We start from the raw sequence: 18,027 nt of genomic DNA on the forward strand, positions 1-18,027 counted from the left end.
TCGTCCACTCGGCCCCACTCAGCTCAACCGATCGGTGGATCCGTTCGGTTGCGCCAGCGGAAGTCGCAGACGACGGCACGGTGGTCGGACGGATAGGTGCCGTCGACGGCGTCACCCGCGATGACGGCCGACTCGACGTTGACCAGCTGATCCTCGTGGCCCGGGCGGTAGAAGATGTGGTCGATCCGCTGATCGACCAGTTCCGGACCGGCCTCGAGCGGCGCGGACGGATGCGTCGACGGCAGCGTGACCGCATCGGACGCACCGTTGCCCGACGTCCAGGCGTCGATCAGTACCTCGCGCAGTGGACGCAGTACGGCGCTGTCCGCCGCCGCGTTCAGATCGCCCATCACCAGGGACGGGCACGGCCCGTCGGCGGCTGGATCGGTACCGAGGTCGGCGAGCAGCGCGGCCTGGGCGAGCCGGTCGTCGCTGAAGGTCGTCGCATGCTCCAGGCACGCCACCACGATCGGCAGCGGACCGGCCGGATGAGCGACCCGGGCACGCAGGGCGACCGGATCCCAGGACCGATGGCGGGCCGGCATCGGGATCGCCTCGTGCTCGACGATCGGCCACCGACTCAGCAGCGCGATCCCGAGTTCTACGCCGTCGTGATCGGGCGTCAGCACCGGCTCGGGGGTCCGCGGGTACGACGGCGACGCGAAGACCGCGTGGAACCCGAGCGCATCGGCGAACTCGTCCGCCTGCGTCGTGCCGTCGGCGCCCCACACCTCCTGCAGCGCGATCACGTCCGGAGTGAACCGCTCGATCGTCGCGAGGATCCCGGGCTGCCGTTCCCGCCAGCGTGGCCCGAATCGCCACCAGATGTTCCAGGTCATCGCACGAAGTTGCGGGTCAGCCACGACGTCTCCTTCCGGCTCGGGGTGCGAACCCCTGGTACCCACCACCGGCAGGCACACGATCGTTGCCCTGAGCACCTTGCTTCCGTGTCAGTTTGTGCACGGACTGTCACAGACTGTCACGACGCGTTTACGGCTGCGTGCAGATGTCCGGACAAGGCTGGCGGCGGCGGGAGCGGTCGGCCGATCGTCGATTCAGGAACACGAAGTCCAGAAGAGTTCGAGTCAGGTCGACCACGGGAGGGTCCGGACACGTGCTCGAGACTTATCGCGGAATCCCACACCTGTCGGACACCTGGCTCGTACTGACCGGCATGACCCTGCCGGTCGCCCTTTCCTCGCTCCGCCGCCCGGGCGACCTGGTCCCCCGGCTGGCCGCGTTCTGCCTGCCGGCCGCGTTCGCGCTGGTGATCGCGGCGACACTCAGCCCGACGACGCATCGCCTCGGTCAGATCGGCGAGTGCGGCACGCACCTGACCACGACCGGCGGACTGACGTCGCTCCAAGGTCTGCTCAACGTCGTGCTGTTCGTGCCGGCCGCGGTCATGCTCACGCTGGCCAGCGGCCGTCCGGGCGACGGCATCGCCGCCGGGATCGGGATGTCGGCCGCGGTCGAGGCGGTGCAGGCGCTGCTGCCGCAACTCGGCAGGTCGTGCCAGTTGCACGACCTGATCGCGAATTCGGTCGGCGCCTTCTGCGGAGTCGGCCTGGCCGCCGGCCTCCAGACGCTGATCCGGAGCCTGGTCGCGCGGCCGGGCTTCCTGGTCGTCAGCCCGGCGGTGGTCGAGCACGCCGCGATGCTCGTCGTACGGCGGCCGCGGCATCCGGCCCGGCACCGACGCGAGACCCTGGTGTCGGCCGGTCGTCCGGCGAGATATCACAGTACGAACACACAGTTATCCGGATAGTTATCCACAGGCTGTGGATAGGACCGTGGATGACCGCCTGACTACCTGGGGATATCCACAGCGAGGTCAGGGTCGCACGTCGAGGCCGAGCGTGGCCGCCACGACCATCGCCTGGGTGACGTCGATCCGGGCGTCCTTGAGGGTGACGGTCAGCGGATCGAGCGTCGACAGGTCGGAACCGCGCAGATCGGCACCGGTCAGGTCGGCCTTCTGCAGGGACGCACCGGACAGGTCGAGGTCCCGGAGCACGGCCTTCTGGGCCCGCAGACCGGTCAGATCCGCCTCGCGCATCTTCACCCCGGTGAACTCGGCGCCCTTGAGATCCGCTCCGGGCAGGCCGGTGAACGACCAGTCGCCGCCGACGACCTTCATCAGGCTGTGGGCGCAGTCGTCGAACAGACTGCCGACCATCTTGGACCGGGTGAACGTCGTGTCGAACAGCGAACACCGCACGAACGTGCAGTTCACGAACGCGGCGTCGGTGTGCGTCGACGCGTTGAACCGGACCCCGCGGAACGCGCACTCCTCGAACACCCCGGCGCGGTTCTCCACCTCGGTCAGGTCGGAGTCGATGAACAGCACCCGGCGGTACGTCTGCCCGGACGGGTCCTCGTCGTCCCAGTCCCGGATCGTCGACTCGGTCTGCGCCGCCGGACGCCCGCCCCTACGGTCAGCCATGACTCTCCCTCGCTCGATGAGCCCCCACACTGCCACGCCGTGCCGACACTGTGATGCTGACGACGGAGAACGTACGGCGGACCGACAAATAACGGCCGCACGATGGAGGGGTGACCGGAACTGAGCGGGTGATGGTGTTCGGCGCGGGAGGTTTCCTCGGCGCCAGGATCTGCGCGCTGCTCGCCGACCGGGGTATCGAGTACCGCGGACTGAGCCGGACCCGCAGCGAGCCGTACCGGCGCTGCGACCTGGCCGCGATGCACCCGTACGCGCTGGACACGCAGATCGGAATGTACAAGCCGACCGTGATCGTCAACGCCGTCGGCGCCACGTTCGGCGAGCCGGCCGATCTGGTCCGGGCGAACGTGATCGCCGTGGAGGCCCTGCTCGGCTCGGTGCGCGACCAGGCCGGCCATGCCCGGTTCGTCCAGCTCGGCTCCGCGGCGGAGTACGGCGGTGCTCCGCACGGCACCAGCCTGTCCGAGGACAGCGCGCCGCGGCCGCTCGGTCCGTACGGGATCACCAAGCTGGCCGGGTCCGAGCTCGTGCTGCGGGCGCAGCGAGCCGGCGCGGACGCCGTCGTACTGCGGATCTTCGATGCGATCGGGCCGGGAGCGCCGGACAGTACGCTCACCGGGCGGGTGATCCGGGACCTGCGGTCGCGTCAGCTGATCGAGGTCGGGTCGCTGGACGTGTGGCGCGACTTCGTCGACGTACGGGACGTGGCCGAGGCGGTACTCGCGGTCGCGCTCGCGGACGGGAAGCTGCCGCCGGTGCTGAACGTCGGGACCGGCCGGGCCACGCTCGCGCGGGACATCGCCGGGCAACTGTTCGAGCTCAGCGGTCAGCCGGCGACGATCGTCGACGACGCCGAGCAGGAGACCGCGCTCGGCGCGCCGTGGCAGCAGGCCGACCCCACCCTGATCGGGGACACGCTCGGCTGGTCCCCCAAGGTCGCCCTGGAGCAGTCCCTGGCCGACAGTTGGTCGGAGCCCGTCTAGCACAATCGGCCTGTGGAAATCCGAGCTGTTAGTGAGGCTGCTCCGGATCGGCGACCGCCGGCTGTCAACGAGGACCTCGTCCTGACCGGGCCTGACTTCGCCGTCGTGCTCGACGGTGCCACGGCTCCGGCGGGCGTCGAGTCCGGCTGCCGGCACGACGTCCCCTGGCTGGTCATGCGGCTCGCCCGCGAACTGGCCCCTCCACTTCTCACCCGATCGCCCACACCGCTTCCCGACCTGCTCGCCGAGGCGATCGCCGGCGTCCGCGCGACCCATGCTGATACCTGCGACGTCAGCAACCCAGACAGTCCGTCGTCCACTGTCTCGATGGTTCGGCTGCACCCGGACCACGTCGAGCATCTCGTCCTGGCCGACTCACCCGTCGTCCTGCGCTCACCGGACGGAAAGATCACTGTCCACAGCGACGACCGGATCGAGCGTCTCCCGGAGCGGACCCTCGAGGCCGTACGCCGGTTGCGCAACCAGCCAGGCGGCTTCTGGGCGGCGAGTACCGAGCCCCAAGCGGCGTACGAGGCAGTGGTCGGGACCACGGACCGGGCCGACATCGACGTGATCGCAATCCTGTCCGACGGCGCGTCCCGCTTCACCGAACGCTACGGGCACCCGTGGGAAGAACTGCTCGACGTACTCACGACCGACGGCCCGCGACGGCTGATCGACCTGGTGCGGGAACACGACGCCGCGGCGACCACCCCCGGCTGGAAGCGGTACGACGATGCGAGCGTCGTACTGCTTCAGGGGCCGTAGGTCGGGAAACCCTGGCCGGGATGCTGCTGGCGCGGGGCGTACTGCGGTGTCTGAGGCGGCGGCTGCACGAAGTCCTGGACCGGTGGCGGCGGAGCGAGCCGCGACTGCTGCCAGCCGCCGATCTGCAGCATCAGCAGTGACGCCGTGACCGCCGCGACGATGAGCAGGACCGTCGCGACCGTGAACCCGATGTCGACGGCCAGCGCGACCCGGACCATGTAGTCCTGCAGGTCGTAGATGTCGACGTACTGACCCTCGACGTCGCTTTCCGCCACCTCGACCAGCCGGACGATCCAGATGACGAACCCGATCACCGCGGCCGATCCGCCGCCGACGATGACGACCCAGAAGCCGCTCCAGGACACCCACCACGTGTACAGCAGGGCGCGGATCCGGCCGGATCGGGCGATCCCGGGCCGGTCCCGGGGCTCGCTGGCGCGGGCGACGTCCTCGACGACCTGCAGCGGGTACCAGAACTGCACGATCGGGCAGATCCACGCGCCGACGACCCACCCAGGCGACCGGCGGTGCGCGCCGTGGGTCGGGACGGTCGGGTTCGGGGCGAACGGCGAATAGAGGAAGTCGACGTTGTCGCGGGCGCGCCACAGCCAGACCAGGAACGCGATCCCGGTCCCGATCAGCAGGTAGCTGACCAGGTTGAGCAGCGGGCCGGTGCCGGCGATCGACTCCATGCCGCGCTCGATCTCCTCGTCGGAGAGCAGCCCGTACACGAACCGCTTGACCTCGCCGTACGACCGCCAGAGCAGCACGCACTGGATCACGGCGCAGAGAGCGGTCACCCCCATCAGCGCGATGCTGACGATCGCGAGCGCCCGCAACGGCCGGTACTGCGGCACCACCGGCATCGGCTGGTACGGCATCGGCTGGTAGGGCCCCGGCCCCTGATACGGCCCTGGTCCCTGGTACGGCTGCGTCACCTTCTACCTCCCCGCAGCCAAGTTAACCCCAAGACCGGAGTCACACCGCCGCAAAGGCCTCCCGTACGGCGGGCAGCGCGAGCTCCCGGTCCGCCGCGGACAGCCCGAGCCGCGTCCGCCGATCCAGTACGTCGTCCTCGGTCAGCGCCCCCTCGTGCCGGACGGCGAACTTCACCTCGGCGTACGTCGTCCGCAGCCCCGGCGCGATCGGGTCCTGCAACTCGGGCGGGCCCGCGATCACCTGCGGCGCCTCCACGCCGTACCGCTGGACGAACCGCGCCGGCGCCCGCACCGCGGCCAGGTGCACGCGATCGGCCGCGCCCACGAGCGGGATCCGGTGAGTCTCACATGAACGCCGTACTTCGATAGTCGACTGCGCGAGCGCCTTGTCGAGTGCGTCCTGCGCCATCCGGCGATAGGTCGTGAGCTTGCCACCGACGATCGTCACGACGCCGTCCGGGCTGGTGATGACCGCGTGCCGCCGGGAGATGTCGGCGGTCTTGTCCTCGCCGTTGTGGTGGCCTGTGTCGAGCAGCGGCCGGAGCCCGGCGTACGTGCCGAGCAGGTCTGCGCGCGTGACCGGCTGCTGCACTGCGGTGCTGATCGTGTTCAGCAGGAAGTCGATCTCCCCGTCGGTGGCATGCGGTACGTCGCTCACCGGGCCGGGCGCCTCCTCGTCGGTGAGGCCGACGTACACCCGGTCGTCGGGCGCCGGGATCGCCATCACCACGCGCCGCAGCTCCCCCGGCACGGGCACGGTCAGTACGGCGGACAGCCCGCCGAACACGGACTGCGGCAGCACGAGGTGGGTGCCGCGGCTCGGCCGGAGCTTGATGCCGGAGGCAACTTGATCCGCCCAGATCCCGGCCGCGTTGATCACCACCCGCGCATCCACCGACCGCCGGTCCCCGGTCAGTTGATCGACCAGGACCGCACCGCGGCCGGTGACCTCGGTGGCAGCGACATGGGTCAGGATGCGAGCGCCGTACTGCGCGGCCGTCCGGGCGATCGCAACGACCAGGCGGGCGTCGTCGTACAACTGCCCGTCCCAGGTGAGGAAGCCGCCGCGCATCCCCTCGGGCTTGAGCGTCGGCGCGTAGCGCAGGATCTCGGCCGAGCTGACCCGGCGGGAGTGTGGCAGGTAGTCGTCGCTGGTCCGCGCGAATGTGCGTAGTACGTCGCCGCCGAGGAAGGCCGTCCGCAGCAGCGCCGCCTGCCCGAAGCTTGCCTGCGGCAACCACGGCGCGATCTGCGGGATCGGGTGCACCAGATGCGGCGCGGTGGTCTTCATCAGGATGCCGCGCTCGACGGCGCTCTCGTACGCGATCCCGACATGACCGGACACCAGGTAGCGCAGGCCGCCGTGCACGAGCTTGGAGCTCCACCGGCTGGTCCCGAACGCCAGATCGTGCTTCTCCACCAGGGCAACGGTCAGTCCGCGCGCGGCCGCGTCCAGCGCCACGCCGGCGCCGGTCACCCCGCCGCCGACGACGAGAACGTCGACCGCCGTCAGCGAGTCGAGCTCGCGGGAGCGCCGTGCTGCATTGAGGCTCGCGTTGCCCACGCTGATCATGGCGTCAGATACCTGGTGAGCATCACCCGCAGCTCCTCGTCCAGCTTCGGATACTCCTCGTGCGAGGCCATTACCGGACCCGACACCGCCGACGCCAGCGAGACCAGGATGATCTGCCGCGCCAGCCACACCGGGTCGCCGTCGCGGATCGAGCCGTCGGCCTGCCCCTGGCGGATGCCTTCCTCAACCAGCGCGAGATGGGCGACGGTGCTGCTGCCGCGGCGCTCCAGCAGGTACGGCGTGAGGAACTCGGGGTCGAGCTCGATGATCTTGCGCATCAGCGGGTGCACGCGGGTCTTCGCGACCACCTCGACGACACCCTCGACCAGGCGCGCCCGGCCGTCCACGGCATCCGGCTGGAAGGCGGACACCAGCGCGATCGTCCACTCCCGGGTCATCAACGCGGCGACCACGGCCTGCACGTTCGGCCAGCGGCGGTACAGAGTCGCGCGGGAGACTTCGGCGTGCCGGGCGATATCGGCCATCGTCATCCGGCGCATCCCGATCGCGAGCAGCAGCTCGTACGCCGCGTCCAGGATCCGCTCCTCGCCGATCGCGTTCGCCGGCGTGGGACGGGTGCTGGTTTCCTGATCCGAGTCGCTGCTACGCTGAGACATCACACGTCAGAGTGTATCAGCGACTCTGTGATCCCGGAACTGTCCAGGGGAGGTGGGAGCCAGGGGGTTCCACCTCCCCTGGACGCTACCTCGCAGAACCACCGAAAGGGAGTCAGCGATGACCGAATCCGACCTCCCGGTGGTGCAACTCACGCCCGGCCGCTGGGGCGACCCCGCCCACCCGGTCGAACTCCCGGCAGCCGCGGCCGAGGCTCTCAAACACCTCGGCGTACGGCGACCCGCCGCCGAGGCCGTCGAACCGGCCGACCGACCAGGGCTCACGGCTGACCAGCTGTCGTTCTTGAGTCAGGTCGTAGGGAACGAGCATGTGGCCTCCGACCTGGAGTCTCGCTGGGCGCACACCCGCGGCTACTCGACGACGGACCTGCTGAGGGACCGTGCAGGCGACACCTCGGACATGCCGGATGCGGTCGTCTACCCCGCCTCACACGACGAGGTCCAGGAGCTGCTGACCGGTTGCGCTGAGCAGGGCCTCGCCGTCGTCCCATACTCCGGCGGTACGTCGGTCGTCGGCGGCCTCGCGCCGTCCCGCCGCTTCGTCACCGTGGACCTGCGACGACTCGATCAACTCGTCGAGCTCGACGAGGTTTCGCGAACGGCCAGGCTGCAGGCCGGCGTCCGCGGTCCAGCGGCTGAGGCGCTGCTGGCCGAGCGCGGCTACACGCTGGGCCACTTCCCGCAGTCCTATGAGGGCGCGTCGATCGGCGGGTACGCGGCGGCGCGGTCGAGCGGTCAATCGTCAGCCGGGTACGGCCGGTTCGACCAGATGGTGGTCGGCCTGACGCTCGCCACTCCGCGCGGCACGATCGAGCTCGGACGCGCCCCGATGTCGGCCGCCGGCCCGGACCTGCGCCAGCTCGTGCTCGGGTCGGAGGGTGCGTTCGGCATCATCACGTCGGTCGTCGTACGGATCCGGCCGCGACCGACCGAGCGGCATTTCGAGGGCTGGCGGTTCGAGAGCTTCGACCTCGGGCTGGCCGCCGTACGACGGCTCGCGCAGGACGGGCCGCTGCCGACGGTGCTGCGGCTGTCGGACGAGGTCGAGACCGCGGTGAACCTCGCCGACCCGGACGTCCTCGGCGGCGGCTCCGGTGGCGTCCTCGCGATCATCGGCTTCGACGGCCCGTACAACCAGGCGACCGCGGACGTGTTGACAGCCGCCGGCGGGACGAACCTCGGCGCGGACCCGGGCGAGACCTGGCGGGTCGGTCGCTACCGGGCGCCGTACCTCCGCGATCCCCTGCTCGACGAAGGCGCGCTCGTCGAGACCCTCGAGACAGCAGCGTTCTGGTCGCGCATCCCGGCCCTGAAGACGGCAGTCACCCAAGCGCTCGTCGGTGCTTTGGGCGCCACGCCGCCGCTGGTCCTCTGTCACATCTCCCACGTCTACGAGACCGGCGCATCGCTCTATTTCACGGTGATCTGCGCACAGTCCGACGATCCGATCGAGCAGTGGCGGACGGCGAAACACGCCGCCAACCAGGCGATCGCCGACGCCGGCGGCACGATCTCCCATCACCACGGTGTCGGCACCGACCACCGCGACGCCTACGCCACCGAGATCGGCCCCTTGGCGATCGAAACGCTGCGTGCGGTCAAGAACACCCTCGACCCCGGCAACGTCATGAACCCAGGCGTCCTGGTGCCGGAGTCCGAGAAGGGCTTGACCTCAAGTTAGCTTGAAGTATGACGGTGTCGGCATGACTCCTGAACCGTCCGACCGTCCTGTTGCTCTCGTCACCGGCGCATCCGCCGGCCTTGGGCTCGCACTCGCGCACGGGCTGGCCGATCGCGGCTGGGCGCTCGTGATCGACGCGCGCGGCGCCGAAGCGCTCAAGGACGCCGCCGACGCACTGGCTGACCGCACCGACGTCGTACCGCTGGCCGGCGATGTCACCGACCCCGACCACCGCGCCGATCTGGTGGAGGCGATCACCGAGCTCGGTCGACTCGACCTGCTCATCAACAACGCCAGCTACCTCGGGCCGAGCCCGCTGCAAGCACTGGCCGCGGCCGACCTCGACGAGCTCCGTCGCGTGTACGAGGTCGACGTACTCGCACCGATCGCACTCACACAAGCCCTGCTCCCCGCACTCACCACAGCGTCCGGTGTGCTGATCAACATCAGCTCCGACGCCGCAGTAGAGGCCTACGAGACCTGGGGTGGCTACGGCTCCGCCAAGGCTGCACTGGACCACGCGACTCGGGTCCTGGCGGCTGAGCACCCCGCACTCGCGGTCTACGCGGTTGACCCGGGTGATCTGCGTACCGCGATGCACCAGGCCGCCTTCCCTGGTGAGGACATCTCAGACCGGCCTGAGCCCGCGAGCGTCGTACCGGCGTTCCTGCAGTTGCTGGACAGCCGGCCGGCGAGTGGCAGGTACCGGGCGGCCGAGTTCGCACCTGCGGTGGCCTCATGATGGTGCACCCACACACCAGGTTCGACCTGCCGGAGGCGCTGAACGCCGGCGAACCACCGGAAGCCCGCGGCCTCTCGCGGGACCACGTGAAGCTGCTGGTCGCGGAGGGGTCGACCGTCACGCACACCCGCTTCGACCGCATCGGTGAACACCTGCGGCCCGGCGACCTGCTGCTGGTGAACACGTCCGGCACGTTGCCTGCTGCCGTCGACAGCACGTCGTACACCGTGCACTTCTCGACACCGCTCGACGACGGCACCTGGGTCGTCGAGCTACGCGACGGCGGCGCACCCATTTTCGACGGTACGGTGGGCGAGCGCGTGGAGCTGCCGGAAGGCGCATTGACGTTGCTGGCGCCGTACCAAGGCTCGAACCGCCTGTGGATCGCCAAGCCACCGGTGGCCGATGTCCTCGGGTACCTGCAGCGGCACGGGCGACCGATCACCTATAACTACGTCGGCAAGCGGTGGCCGTTGGCGTCGTACCAGACCGTCTTCGCTCGCGACCCGGGCAGTGCGGAGATGCCTAGCGCCGCCAGGCCGTTCAGCTTCGAGCTGGTGAGCCACCTGGCGTCGCAGGGCGTGCTGATCGCACCGATCCTGCTGCACTGCGGCGTGTCCTCACTGGAGAGCCACGAGCCACCTCAACCCGAGAGGTACGACGTACCCGCGCACACGGCCCGCCTCGTCAACTGGGTCAAGGCCAACGGCGGCCGGGTGATCGCAGTCGGTACCACCGCCGTACGCGCCATCGAATCAGCCACGGCCCCGGACGGCACCGTCACGCCGGCGCATGGCTGGACCGATCTGATCCTCGGTCCGGAACGCCAGCCATACGTAGTCGACGGACTCATCACAGGCTGGCACGCTCCCGAGGCCTCCCACCTACTCCTCCTCGAGTCCGTGGCCGGCCCCGACCAGGTGCAGCGCGCCTACGACGCCGCCGTCCAAGAGCACTACCTCTGGCACGAGTTCGGCGACAGCTGCCTCATCCTGCGCTGACCATCCGGCTGCAGGGATGTCAGGAGGCCTTGGCCTGCTGCTTCTGCTGGGAGATGCGGTTGGTCTGCAAGGCGGTCACCGCGTTCGGAGACTCCGGCGCGGCCGGCCGCACAACCTGATGCTCGTTACCGGGCCGGGCTCGCTTGTCCACAGCACGTGGGCTCATACCGATGTCCTAACCGTTCGGTCCCCCGTCGGGACGTCACTTGATTAGACGAGCACAAGCCCTCACCTGTCATGTCCTTTTATCCAACTGAGCAGAAATTGTGGCCTAGGCCGATTAGTTGTCTTTTGAATCTCCGGAGCCCCTAGCGAGGGTCGAAGTACTTCCAGGTCTTGCCGTGATCGGTGCTGGTGATGGCGTGGTCGCCGTTGTACTGCAGCCCGTAGACGAACTCGCCTACCGCGTTCAGCTGGCCCAGGTCGGCCGGCGGGGTCAACGGCGTACCGGCGCCGGGCCGGAGGAGTTCGCGTTGATTGCCCTGATAGAGCGCGAGCCCCGTTCCGTTGTCGAAAGCAACGGGAGACGACAGGTACGGCGCGTCCCGGGTGGCCACCGTCGTCCAGTGTTCGCCCCGGTCGGTGGACAACCGCAGCGGCACCAGGTCACCCGGCGTACCGGGCTTGCCGCCCGGGATCGCCACGATCGTCCTGCCGTCGGGGCTGACACCCAGCTGGCCACCCCTCCGGCCGGGGCTGATGACGGAGTGGCCCCAGGTCTTGCCGCGGTCGTCGGTCCAGTAGATGTTGCTGACGCCGCTGTTCCTGGCGCCGACCAGCCACCACCGTCCGGTGCTGTCGCGCTGGGGCTCGTAGGCGTTGTCGATCCCGGGGACCTTCACCTCCCGCAGGGTGCCGGTTTCCAGATTCAGCGCCCGTAGGGTGCCGTAAGCCAGCAGCACGTCGCCGTCGGCGAACTCGCTGGTCGGCGCAGCCCAGCGCAGCCTCTTCTCGACCCGGCCCTGGTTCGTCAGGCGAACCATCACGGACTGGGCCCAGGTCGGATCGCTTCCCTTCATGCTCGTCGGCATCGACAATGCCAGCGCCTCGTGACCGGTCTGCAGCACGACGTACTGGTTCTTGCGGACCGGTGCGGTGGTCCGTACTCCGTCACGGCTCAGCACCGCGGCGTAGTTCCAGGTGTTTCCCGGCTGTGGTGACGTCCACGCCGAGGCCCACCGCGTCGATGTGGCGAACGCGACACCGGCCATGCCCGACTTCTTGTCGCCGATCAGCTTCTCGGCGGCCTGGTCGACCGGGATCGACGCCGGCGTGCCGGCGGCCGGCGGCTTCTCGGTGCCGGTCACGTTCCCGAGCGGCAGTACGGCGGCCAGTACTCCGATCGTCACCGCCGCAACGACTCCCGCGCCGGTCAGGGCCTGGCGACGGTGCCGGCGGCGGACGCCGCGACGCTGCAGAGCCTCGAAGGGCAACGGCTGGACGGTCTCCTGGACCTCCCAGGCCAGTTCTTTCAGCTCAGACATGGTTGACCTCCTCGACGTCGTCAGCGAATTCGTGGACCAGCGGGGCCAGGCGGGACCTGCCCCGGGAGAGGCGAGCCTTGACCGTCCCCTCCGGTACACACAGCTGTACGGCGATCTCACTCACCGGCAGATCGACGATGTGGTGCAGCACGATCGCCTCGCGCTGCTCGTAGGGGACCCGCCGCAGGGCCTCGACCAGAGCGACCCGGTCCGCGGACAGTCCGGTCGTCGTGGTCTCGGGGACACCTGCTCGCGAGAGCAACCCGTGGAATCGGGTCGCGCGGCGGTAGCGCCGACGTACGGCGTTCAGCGCGACTGTGCGCAGCCACGCCTCCGGGTTGTCGAGCTGGGCGAGCCGTTGGGGCTTCTCGACGGCGCGGACGAACGCCTCCTGCACGGCGTCCTCGGCCTCGCCCAGATTCCCGCAGATCGCGAACAGTTGCCCGACCAGCCGCCGGTAACACCCCTCGTACAGCTCGCGCACCGTGTCGCCGTCAGCCATCACCACTCCCCAGATCGGACCCTTTGCCTGCACGAGTCCTGGCAGGAGGATCCGGTTGCATCACGAACGCATGATGTCCGAGGACCGAGGTGCGCGTGTGTCAGCGGCTGGGGCGTTCGAAGATGAGCTCCAGGCCGTCTTCTTCATCCCACTGTTCGCCGTTCTGGACGAACCCGAAGCCGGCGATGGTGGCCAGCGATGCCTGGTTGGTGGGGCTGATCGTGGCCCGGACGGTCCGTACGGCGGGTTCTGCCGCCGCACGCTCGAGGAGCGCGGTCAGGATCGCCTTGGCGAAACCCTGGCGCCGGTACGGCGGATCGACCGTGTACCCGATCTCCACCATGCCGGCCTCGTCGGGCGGACCGTGGAAACCGGCGTAGCCCACCACGATCCCGTCGGCCACGGCGAGCTTGACGAGCCACCCGAAGGTGGCGGGATCCCGGTTCAACTGATCCAGGCGGTACTGCCACAGCCACTTGGCCCTGTCAGTGAGGAACTCGTCGCCGAGCGCGAAGCCGAGCTCGGCCTGCGCCGCGGCACGGTCGTCCGCCAGCAACGCACTCAGCGCAGCCCCAGTCATCTCAACAAACCGAATCGCCGGAGCGGAGGTAGTAGTCATCCCCCACATCCTCACCCCCTGATGCTCCACCAGACGAACCATTTACCGGCGTCCGACCGGCGGGGGAAGTGGGGAGTGGGCGCCGGCAGTGGGGACTGGGAACAGGCAATAGCAGGTGCCGACCCACCATTGCCTGTCGCAAGATCCCGGATTGGGCTGAGCACCGCCCGCGGGGGGTTAGGCGGATTGTTTGTTGCGGTGGTGGTTTGCGAGTTGGAGGTAGATCCAGGCGACTGCGGCGCCTACTACGAAGCCGCCCAGGTGGCCTTGCCAGGAGACGTTGGGGATGGCGAAGGACAGGAAGGCGGTGACCGCGACGTACATGATGATCCAGGTGATGTCCTGGCCGCGGGCGCGGCTGATCACCAGGAGGGCGCCGACCAGGCCGAGGACCGCGCCGGAGGCGCCGAGGGTTGCGCCGCCGGGGGCCGACAGGAACCAGACCGCGACGCTGCCGCCCAGCGCGGACAGCAGGTAGAGGACCGTGAAGCGGAGCCGGCCGAGCATCTGCTCCAGGGGCGGACCGAGCTGCCAGAGCATGAACAGGTTCGAGAAGATGTGGAAGATCTGCACGTGGGTGAACGCCGACGTGAGCAGCCGCCACGGCTCGCTCTCGGTCAGCACCGGGACCATCACCAGGTCGCCGAGGAGCCGCGGGCTGCCGGTGCGGACCGCGATGAAGACCAGGACGTTCAGCGCCAGCAGCGTGTAGGTGACGACCTGCTGGCTGCCGGCGCGCTGGATGCCGCCCAGCGATGTGCGGGTCCGCGGAACCGAGCGGACGCCCTCGTTGAAGCAGTTCGGGCACTGGAAGCCGACGGCGGCGCTGTTCATGCACGCCGGGCAGATCGGCCGGTCGCAGCGCTGGCAGCGCACCCCGGCGGGCCGATCCGGGTGCCGGTAGCAGACGGTCTCGGTCACGCGGGTTGGGTCCTCCTGTGAAAGAGCGGGACCGGGCGCGCCCCGGTCCCGCTCCGGAAAGTCAGGCGTTCTTGCGCTCGACGACGACCTTGTTGATCACGATCGGCTCGAGTGGCCGGTCGCCGGGCGCGGTGTCGGCGGAGGCGATCGCGTCCACGACCTTCTTCGAGTCGTCGTCGACGACCTCACCGAAGATCGTGTGCTTGCGGTTCAGGTGCGGCGTCGGGACCACGGTCACGAAGAACTGCGAACCGTTGGTGCCGTGCCCGAACTGGATGCCGGCGTTCGCCATCGCGAGCAGGTACGGACGGTCGAACTGGAGCTCCGGGTGGATCTCGTCGTCGAACTGGTACCCGGGCGTGCCGGTTCCGGTGCCGAGCGGGCAGCCGCCCTGGATCATGAACCCGTCGATCACCCGGTGGAAGCCGAGGCCGTCGTAGAACGGCTTGGTGACCTGCTGCCCGGTCTCCGGGTCGGTCCACTCCTTGGTGCCCTCGGCCAGGCCGACGAAGTTGCTCACCGTCTTCGGCGCGTGGTTGGGGAACAACCTGATGACGACGTCGCCCTTGTTCGTCTGCAGGGTCGCGTACAGCTCTTCGGCCACGGGAGTCACTCCTAGTCGGATCACTACGGCTTACCCCTCGATCCTGTCATGTCACTCCAAGAACTCCGGCATCGACGCGGATGTGTACGGACAGTGCCGTGGGGGCACCGGGTTATCGGCTGGAAACGTCGTACGATGCAGATGAAGCCGGGTTTGTCCAGAGTCGTCACCAGAAAGCGTCCATGTCGCCGATGGGCGGGAGAGCTGTCCGCGGGTCGGGCGGCACCGAGGAGGGAACCGTGGGTTTGAGGAAGTCCAAGGGCCGGGTCGAGGTCGCCAAGGACCGGGTCAGGCCACTCGCCGAGTCGGCGTCGGAGAAGTTCGGACCGGCCGTCGGCCAGGTCCGTGACCACCTCGGCCCGGCTGTGGGCACCGCACGGGAGAAGGTGTCGCCGTACGCCGAGAAGGCTGTCGAGCGGGGCGCACACCTTGCTCACCAGGCGGTCGAGAAGGCCGGTCCGGTGCTCGACGACGCGCTCGCCAAGGTCGGTCCGGCCACCGAGCACGCGGCCGAGAAGGCCCGCGAGCGGCTGAACGACGACGTACTGCCGAAGGTGACCGCCGCGCTGGCGGCCATGGCAGCCGCCGCCGAACCGGTCGTCGAGGAGACCGCCCGCCGCGGCAAGGCCACCAAGGCTGCGCTGAAGGGCGAGCTCGAGGTGCCGAAGAAGAGCCACAAGCTCCGCAACGTGGTGCTGTTCCTGGGCCTCGGCGCGCTGGCCGCGGCAGCGGTGAAGAAGCTGCTGACGCCGCCGGAGCCGGCCTGGCAGTCCACGCCGACCAGCGGTCGCGACTACAGCTCCGCCCCGGCGGGTACGTCGTCGCGCCCGACAGACACCCCGTCGTCCAACGGCAAGACCGACGCCACGCCGGAGGCCGACACGACCAAGACCGACGCGTCCGGGACCGAAGGCCCGAAGACCGACGGCCAGGCGGACGGCACCAAGTCCGACGGTTCCAAGCCCGAGGCACCGAAGGCGGAGGCCAAGCCGGAAGCGGCCACGGACGAGGTGAAGGCCGCATCGAACGGCGCCACGAAGAGGACCACCAGGAAGTCGACGGGCTCGGGCGAGTCCAAGCCCAGCGACTCCTGACACCACCGCAACGGCGAAGGTCCCGAACCCCGGCTGGGGTTCGGGACCTTCGTCTGTCCGGACGTCGCCTTGCGCGTACGACGTCAGTTGACCTCTGGCTCCGGGTCGTCGGACTTCGCCATCGTGTACCGGCCTGCTGACAGCAGCTGGGTGGCGTACCGATGCGTGATGCACGGGTAGGTGCCGCCGCAGCTCAGGCAGACCGCGTCGTTGCGGTGCAGCCAGGGGACGACCTTGAGCCGCCTGGTCCAGGTCAGTGGCTCCCGATCGGGGGCGTGCATCCGGAGCGCCGTGCGGGCCGCGTGCTGGATCTCGGGGGCCGACCATTCCTCGGCGCTCTTGTCCATCAGGGCACTGAGGTCGGGGTGGAGGTGGTCAGTGGTGCGGGCTTTGTTCATTTATATGTGTCTTCCAAGGCAGGTGGGAGGACGCCTGAATCGGGTGGTGGGGTGGGTTTGCGACTAGCACTGAATCACTCGCTTCAAACGTTAGTGCCCCTGCGTGGCCACCGCGCCTCGATCAGCGCCGACCGAGTGTCAGATCTTCGTCAGGTCTCAGGTCCAGAGCGTCTCGAGGGTGACCCTGGCCTCGAGCTCGAGCAGGTGCCGTTTGGTCGGGATGCCGCCGCCGAAGCCGACCATCTTGCCGCCGGCGCCGACCACCCGGTGGCAGGGCACGACGATCGCGATCGGGTTCCGGTTGCACGCCGTACCGACGGCGCGGGCGGCACCGGCGTCGCCGACGATCTTGGCAACGTCGCCGTACGTCTGCATCTCGCCGTACGGGATCCGGGTGAGCTGGGTCCAGACCGCGCGCTCGAAGTCGGAGCCGCTGCGCACCGAGAGCGGCAGCGTGAACTCCTGGAGCTCGCCGGCGAAGTACGCCTTCAGTTGCTCGGCGGCCTCGGTCAGCAGCGGATCGGCACCGAGCGGCCGGTCGGTCGCCCCGAAGTGCAACCGGCAGAGCCCGGTCTCGTCGACCGCGAGCGTGAGGTCGCCGATCGGTGAGTCGACCACGGACCAGTGCATACGACCATCTTTCCCGCGGCCACCGACAGTTTCTGGCAGAAATGCGCCACGGAGAGGCCGCAACGTGATGTTCTCGCTCGGTCACGCCCTGTTGTGCTATGTCTGATCCATGCCGAGCCGGGCGTCGCAAGTACCGCAGGACCGGTGGTTCAGTTCCGAGCGGGCCATGGGTATCGGTGCGTCGATCCTGATCGGGGTCGTCACCGTCACCACGTGGTCGACCGCGTGGTCGGACTGGAACCTGTACCGGACCCGCAAGGTGTACGGCGGTGACCCGGACAAACTGGCCGAGGCCGACCTGATCTCCGGCTCGCTCGGGATCGTCGCCGCGCTGGCGCTGCTCGCGGCCGCGGTGGTGTTCATCGTCTGGCTGTGGCGGGTCCGCTGGAACGCGGAGATGTTCTGCCGCGGCGAGCACCGGTTCACCCGCGGCTGGGTGCTCGGGTGCTGGCTGGTCCCGGTGGTGAACCTCTGGTACCCGAAGCAGGTCGTCGACGACGTCGTCGCGGCCAGCGACCCGCGCACCGATCCGCTGACCCCGATGCTCAAGGACGTTCCGGGCACGCATCTCGTCTGGGCCTGGTGGCTGACCTGGGTGGCCGGCCTGGTCACCGGGAACATCGTGCAAAGAGGTGTTCTCGTCGGCGCGTCGGAGCTGGGAGATCTGCGGACGAACGTCATACTGTCCTCCGTCTCGGCGCTGTTCACCTCCGGCGCGGCCGTGCTCGCAGTCATCCTGATCCAGCGGATCGACGAGCTTCAGAGCAGCCGTCCGTGGGTGCCGTGGTGGGCGGTCGGGACACCGCAGAGTGGCTTCCAACCACCTGCGCGGTAAACCAAACCGTCACGCCCCGTCTTCTCCGTCGTTACCACTGGTGATGGGCGTACGAAAAGAACACGTTAAGTCGACACCCTCTGTGCTGGGGCCGACTGCCCTGGCGTACCTACTTCGTGGTATCAATGTGGCTCGGTCACGCGGGGGTAGGGCCA

21 protein-coding genes are annotated in these 18,027 nt (G+C 69.1%); 8 read left to right on the forward strand and 13 right to left on the reverse strand.

Going from position 1 to position 18,027, the window contains the following annotated elements; genetic code table 11:
• Window positions 1-23: 23 nt before the first annotated feature.
• On the reverse strand, window positions 24-863 hold the full coding sequence (locus EV137_RS17350; RefSeq protein ID WP_133996631.1) for an endonuclease/exonuclease/phosphatase family protein: 840 nt from the start codon (window positions 861-863) through the stop codon (window positions 24-26).
• Window positions 864-1,114: 251 nt separating this feature from the next.
• Between EV137_RS17350 and EV137_RS17355 the strand changes: the two genes are divergently transcribed.
• Window positions 1,115-1,768 (forward strand): VanZ family protein, encoded by a 654-nt coding sequence (locus EV137_RS17355; RefSeq protein WP_134129994.1) that lies wholly within the window; start codon window positions 1,115-1,117, stop codon window positions 1,766-1,768.
• Window positions 1,769-1,834: 66 nt separating this feature from the next.
• Here EV137_RS17355 and EV137_RS17360 read toward each other — a convergent pair whose 3' ends face one another.
• Window positions 1,835-2,446 carry a pentapeptide repeat-containing protein gene (locus tag EV137_RS17360; protein WP_134129995.1) on the reverse strand — a complete coding sequence of 204 codons (612 nt, stop codon included), beginning with the start codon at window positions 2,444-2,446 and terminating at the stop codon, window positions 1,835-1,837.
• Window positions 2,447-2,556: 110 nt separating this feature from the next.
• On the opposite strand from EV137_RS17360, the gene EV137_RS17365 reads away from it, so the two are divergent.
• Both EV137_RS17365 and EV137_RS17370 read left to right on the forward strand, forming a co-directional pair.
• Window positions 2,557-3,447, forward strand: a complete 891-nt coding sequence (locus EV137_RS17365) for an NAD-dependent epimerase/dehydratase family protein (RefSeq protein ID WP_238175384.1) — start codon at window positions 2,557-2,559, stop codon at window positions 3,445-3,447.
• A gap of 12 nt (window positions 3,448-3,459) precedes the next feature.
• Window positions 3,460-4,215, forward strand: coding sequence for a protein phosphatase 2C domain-containing protein (locus EV137_RS17370; RefSeq protein WP_134129996.1), 756 nt, complete (start codon window positions 3,460-3,462; stop codon window positions 4,213-4,215).
• Here the strand turns inward: EV137_RS17370 and EV137_RS17375 are convergent.
• The 3 genes from EV137_RS17375 to EV137_RS17385 are packed head-to-tail and all read right to left on the reverse strand — an operon-like array spanning window position 4,203 to window position 7,343.
• The gene (locus EV137_RS17375; protein ID WP_134129997.1) at window positions 4,203-5,153 is read right to left on the reverse strand and encodes a DUF4328 domain-containing protein; all 951 of its coding nucleotides are present in this window, start codon (window positions 5,151-5,153) and stop codon (window positions 4,203-4,205) included. The genes EV137_RS17370 and EV137_RS17375 overlap by 13 nt on opposite strands.
• A gap of 40 nt (window positions 5,154-5,193) precedes the next feature.
• Complete coding sequence (locus tag EV137_RS17380; protein ID WP_133996645.1) at window positions 5,194-6,726, reverse strand: glycerol-3-phosphate dehydrogenase/oxidase; 1,533 nt, start codon at window positions 6,724-6,726, stop codon at window positions 5,194-5,196.
• Window positions 6,723-7,343 (reverse strand): TetR/AcrR family transcriptional regulator, encoded by a 621-nt coding sequence (locus tag EV137_RS17385; RefSeq protein ID WP_133996647.1) that lies wholly within the window; start codon window positions 7,341-7,343, stop codon window positions 6,723-6,725. The genes EV137_RS17380 and EV137_RS17385 overlap by 4 nt, the downstream gene beginning before the upstream one ends.
• 118 nt (window positions 7,344-7,461) lie before the next feature.
• On the opposite strand from EV137_RS17385, the gene EV137_RS17390 reads away from it, so the two are divergent.
• From EV137_RS17390 to EV137_RS17400, 3 genes are read left to right on the forward strand one after another with little or no spacing between them, the layout of a single operon-like run.
• Window positions 7,462-9,042 carry an FAD-binding oxidoreductase gene (locus EV137_RS17390; RefSeq protein ID WP_134129998.1) on the forward strand — a complete coding sequence of 527 codons (1,581 nt, stop codon included), beginning with the start codon at window positions 7,462-7,464 and terminating at the stop codon, window positions 9,040-9,042.
• A gap of 22 nt (window positions 9,043-9,064) precedes the next feature.
• Window positions 9,065-9,784, forward strand: a complete 720-nt coding sequence (locus EV137_RS17395; RefSeq protein WP_134129999.1) for an SDR family NAD(P)-dependent oxidoreductase — start codon at window positions 9,065-9,067, stop codon at window positions 9,782-9,784.
• Complete coding sequence (locus tag EV137_RS17400) at window positions 9,781-10,785, forward strand: S-adenosylmethionine:tRNA ribosyltransferase-isomerase (protein ID WP_134130000.1); 1,005 nt, start codon at window positions 9,781-9,783, stop codon at window positions 10,783-10,785. Before EV137_RS17395 ends, EV137_RS17400 begins: the two co-directional genes overlap by 4 nt.
• A gap of 19 nt (window positions 10,786-10,804) precedes the next feature.
• Here the strand turns inward: EV137_RS17400 and EV137_RS40595 are convergent, their stop codons facing one another.
• The 6 genes from EV137_RS40595 to EV137_RS17425 form a co-directional block, all read right to left on the reverse strand.
• Window positions 10,805-10,951, reverse strand: a complete 147-nt coding sequence (locus EV137_RS40595) for a hypothetical protein (protein WP_166658537.1) — start codon at window positions 10,949-10,951, stop codon at window positions 10,805-10,807.
• Window positions 10,952-11,093: 142 nt separating this feature from the next.
• Window positions 11,094-12,269, reverse strand: coding sequence for a beta propeller repeat protein (locus EV137_RS17405; RefSeq protein WP_134130001.1), 1,176 nt, complete (start codon window positions 12,267-12,269; stop codon window positions 11,094-11,096).
• On the reverse strand, window positions 12,262-12,771 hold the full coding sequence (locus tag EV137_RS17410; RefSeq protein ID WP_133996661.1) for an RNA polymerase sigma factor: 510 nt from the start codon (window positions 12,769-12,771) through the stop codon (window positions 12,262-12,264). Before EV137_RS17410 ends, EV137_RS17405 begins: the two co-directional genes overlap by 8 nt.
• Before the next feature lie 100 nt (window positions 12,772-12,871).
• Window positions 12,872-13,351 (reverse strand): GNAT family N-acetyltransferase, encoded by a 480-nt coding sequence (locus EV137_RS17415; protein WP_238175385.1) that lies wholly within the window; start codon window positions 13,349-13,351, stop codon window positions 12,872-12,874.
• Window positions 13,352-13,567: 216 nt separating this feature from the next.
• Complete coding sequence (locus EV137_RS17420; protein WP_133996667.1) at window positions 13,568-14,311, reverse strand: rhomboid family intramembrane serine protease; 744 nt, start codon at window positions 14,309-14,311, stop codon at window positions 13,568-13,570.
• Between the two features lie 61 nt (window positions 14,312-14,372).
• A complete protein-coding gene (locus tag EV137_RS17425) occupies window positions 14,373-14,915 on the reverse strand; it encodes a peptidylprolyl isomerase (protein WP_133783753.1) in 543 nt (180 codons plus the stop codon).
• 239 nt (window positions 14,916-15,154) lie between these two features.
• Between EV137_RS17425 and EV137_RS17430 the strand changes: the two genes are divergently transcribed.
• Window positions 15,155-16,009, forward strand: coding sequence for a hypothetical protein (locus EV137_RS17430; RefSeq protein WP_133996670.1), 855 nt, complete (start codon window positions 15,155-15,157; stop codon window positions 16,007-16,009).
• A gap of 83 nt (window positions 16,010-16,092) precedes the next feature.
• Here the strand turns inward: EV137_RS17430 and EV137_RS17435 are convergent, their stop codons facing one another.
• Together EV137_RS17435 and EV137_RS17440 are read right to left on the reverse strand one after the other, a co-directional pair.
• On the reverse strand, window positions 16,093-16,407 hold the full coding sequence (locus EV137_RS17435) for a hypothetical protein (protein WP_133996673.1): 315 nt from the start codon (window positions 16,405-16,407) through the stop codon (window positions 16,093-16,095).
• 156 nt (window positions 16,408-16,563) lie between these two features.
• Window positions 16,564-17,037 (reverse strand): methylated-DNA--[protein]-cysteine S-methyltransferase, encoded by a 474-nt coding sequence (locus EV137_RS17440; RefSeq protein WP_133996676.1) that lies wholly within the window; start codon window positions 17,035-17,037, stop codon window positions 16,564-16,566.
• A gap of 166 nt (window positions 17,038-17,203) precedes the next feature.
• Between EV137_RS17440 and EV137_RS17445 the strand changes: the two genes are divergently transcribed.
• Entirely contained in the window at window positions 17,204-17,872 is a 669-nt protein-coding gene (locus EV137_RS17445) for a DUF4328 domain-containing protein (protein ID WP_238175386.1), read from the forward strand.
• Window positions 17,873-18,027: the final 155 nt, after the last annotated feature.

Origin of the sequence: Kribbella pratensis (assembly GCF_004366075.1) — a bacterium.
Lineage (GTDB): Bacteria > Actinomycetota > Actinomycetes > Propionibacteriales > Kribbellaceae > Kribbella > Kribbella pratensis.

Bases quoted from the DNA above. Each gene is read 5' to 3' on its own strand.
- EV137_RS17360 (WP_134129995.1), bottom strand. From the start codon at position 2,446: ATGGCTGACCGTAGGGGCGGGCGTCCGGCGGCGCAGACCGAGTCGACG.
- EV137_RS17380 (WP_133996645.1), bottom strand. From the start codon at position 6,726: ATGATCAGCGTGGGCAACGCGAGCCTCAATGCAGCACGGCGCTCCCGC.
- EV137_RS17385 (WP_133996647.1), bottom strand. From the start codon at position 7,343: ATGTCTCAGCGTAGCAGCGACTCGGATCAGGAAACCAGCACCCGTCCC.
- EV137_RS17390 (WP_134129998.1), top strand. From the start codon at position 7,462: ATGACCGAATCCGACCTCCCGGTGGTGCAACTCACGCCCGGCCGCTGG.
- EV137_RS17395 (WP_134129999.1), top strand. From the start codon at position 9,065: ATGACTCCTGAACCGTCCGACCGTCCTGTTGCTCTCGTCACCGGCGCA.
- EV137_RS17400 (WP_134130000.1), top strand. From the start codon at position 9,781: ATGATGGTGCACCCACACACCAGGTTCGACCTGCCGGAGGCGCTGAAC.
- EV137_RS40595 (WP_166658537.1), bottom strand. From the start codon at position 10,951: ATGAGCCCACGTGCTGTGGACAAGCGAGCCCGGCCCGGTAACGAGCAT.
- EV137_RS17405 (WP_134130001.1), bottom strand. From the start codon at position 12,269: ATGTCTGAGCTGAAAGAACTGGCCTGGGAGGTCCAGGAGACCGTCCAG.
- EV137_RS17410 (WP_133996661.1), bottom strand. From the start codon at position 12,771: ATGGCTGACGGCGACACGGTGCGCGAGCTGTACGAGGGGTGTTACCGG.
- EV137_RS17415 (WP_238175385.1), bottom strand. From the start codon at position 13,351: ATGACTGGGGCTGCGCTGAGTGCGTTGCTGGCGGACGACCGTGCCGCG.
- EV137_RS17435 (WP_133996673.1), bottom strand. From the start codon at position 16,407: ATGAACAAAGCCCGCACCACTGACCACCTCCACCCCGACCTCAGTGCC.
- EV137_RS17440 (WP_133996676.1), bottom strand. From the start codon at position 17,037: ATGCACTGGTCCGTGGTCGACTCACCGATCGGCGACCTCACGCTCGCG.
- EV137_RS17445 (WP_238175386.1), top strand. From the start codon at position 17,204: ATGGGTATCGGTGCGTCGATCCTGATCGGGGTCGTCACCGTCACCACG.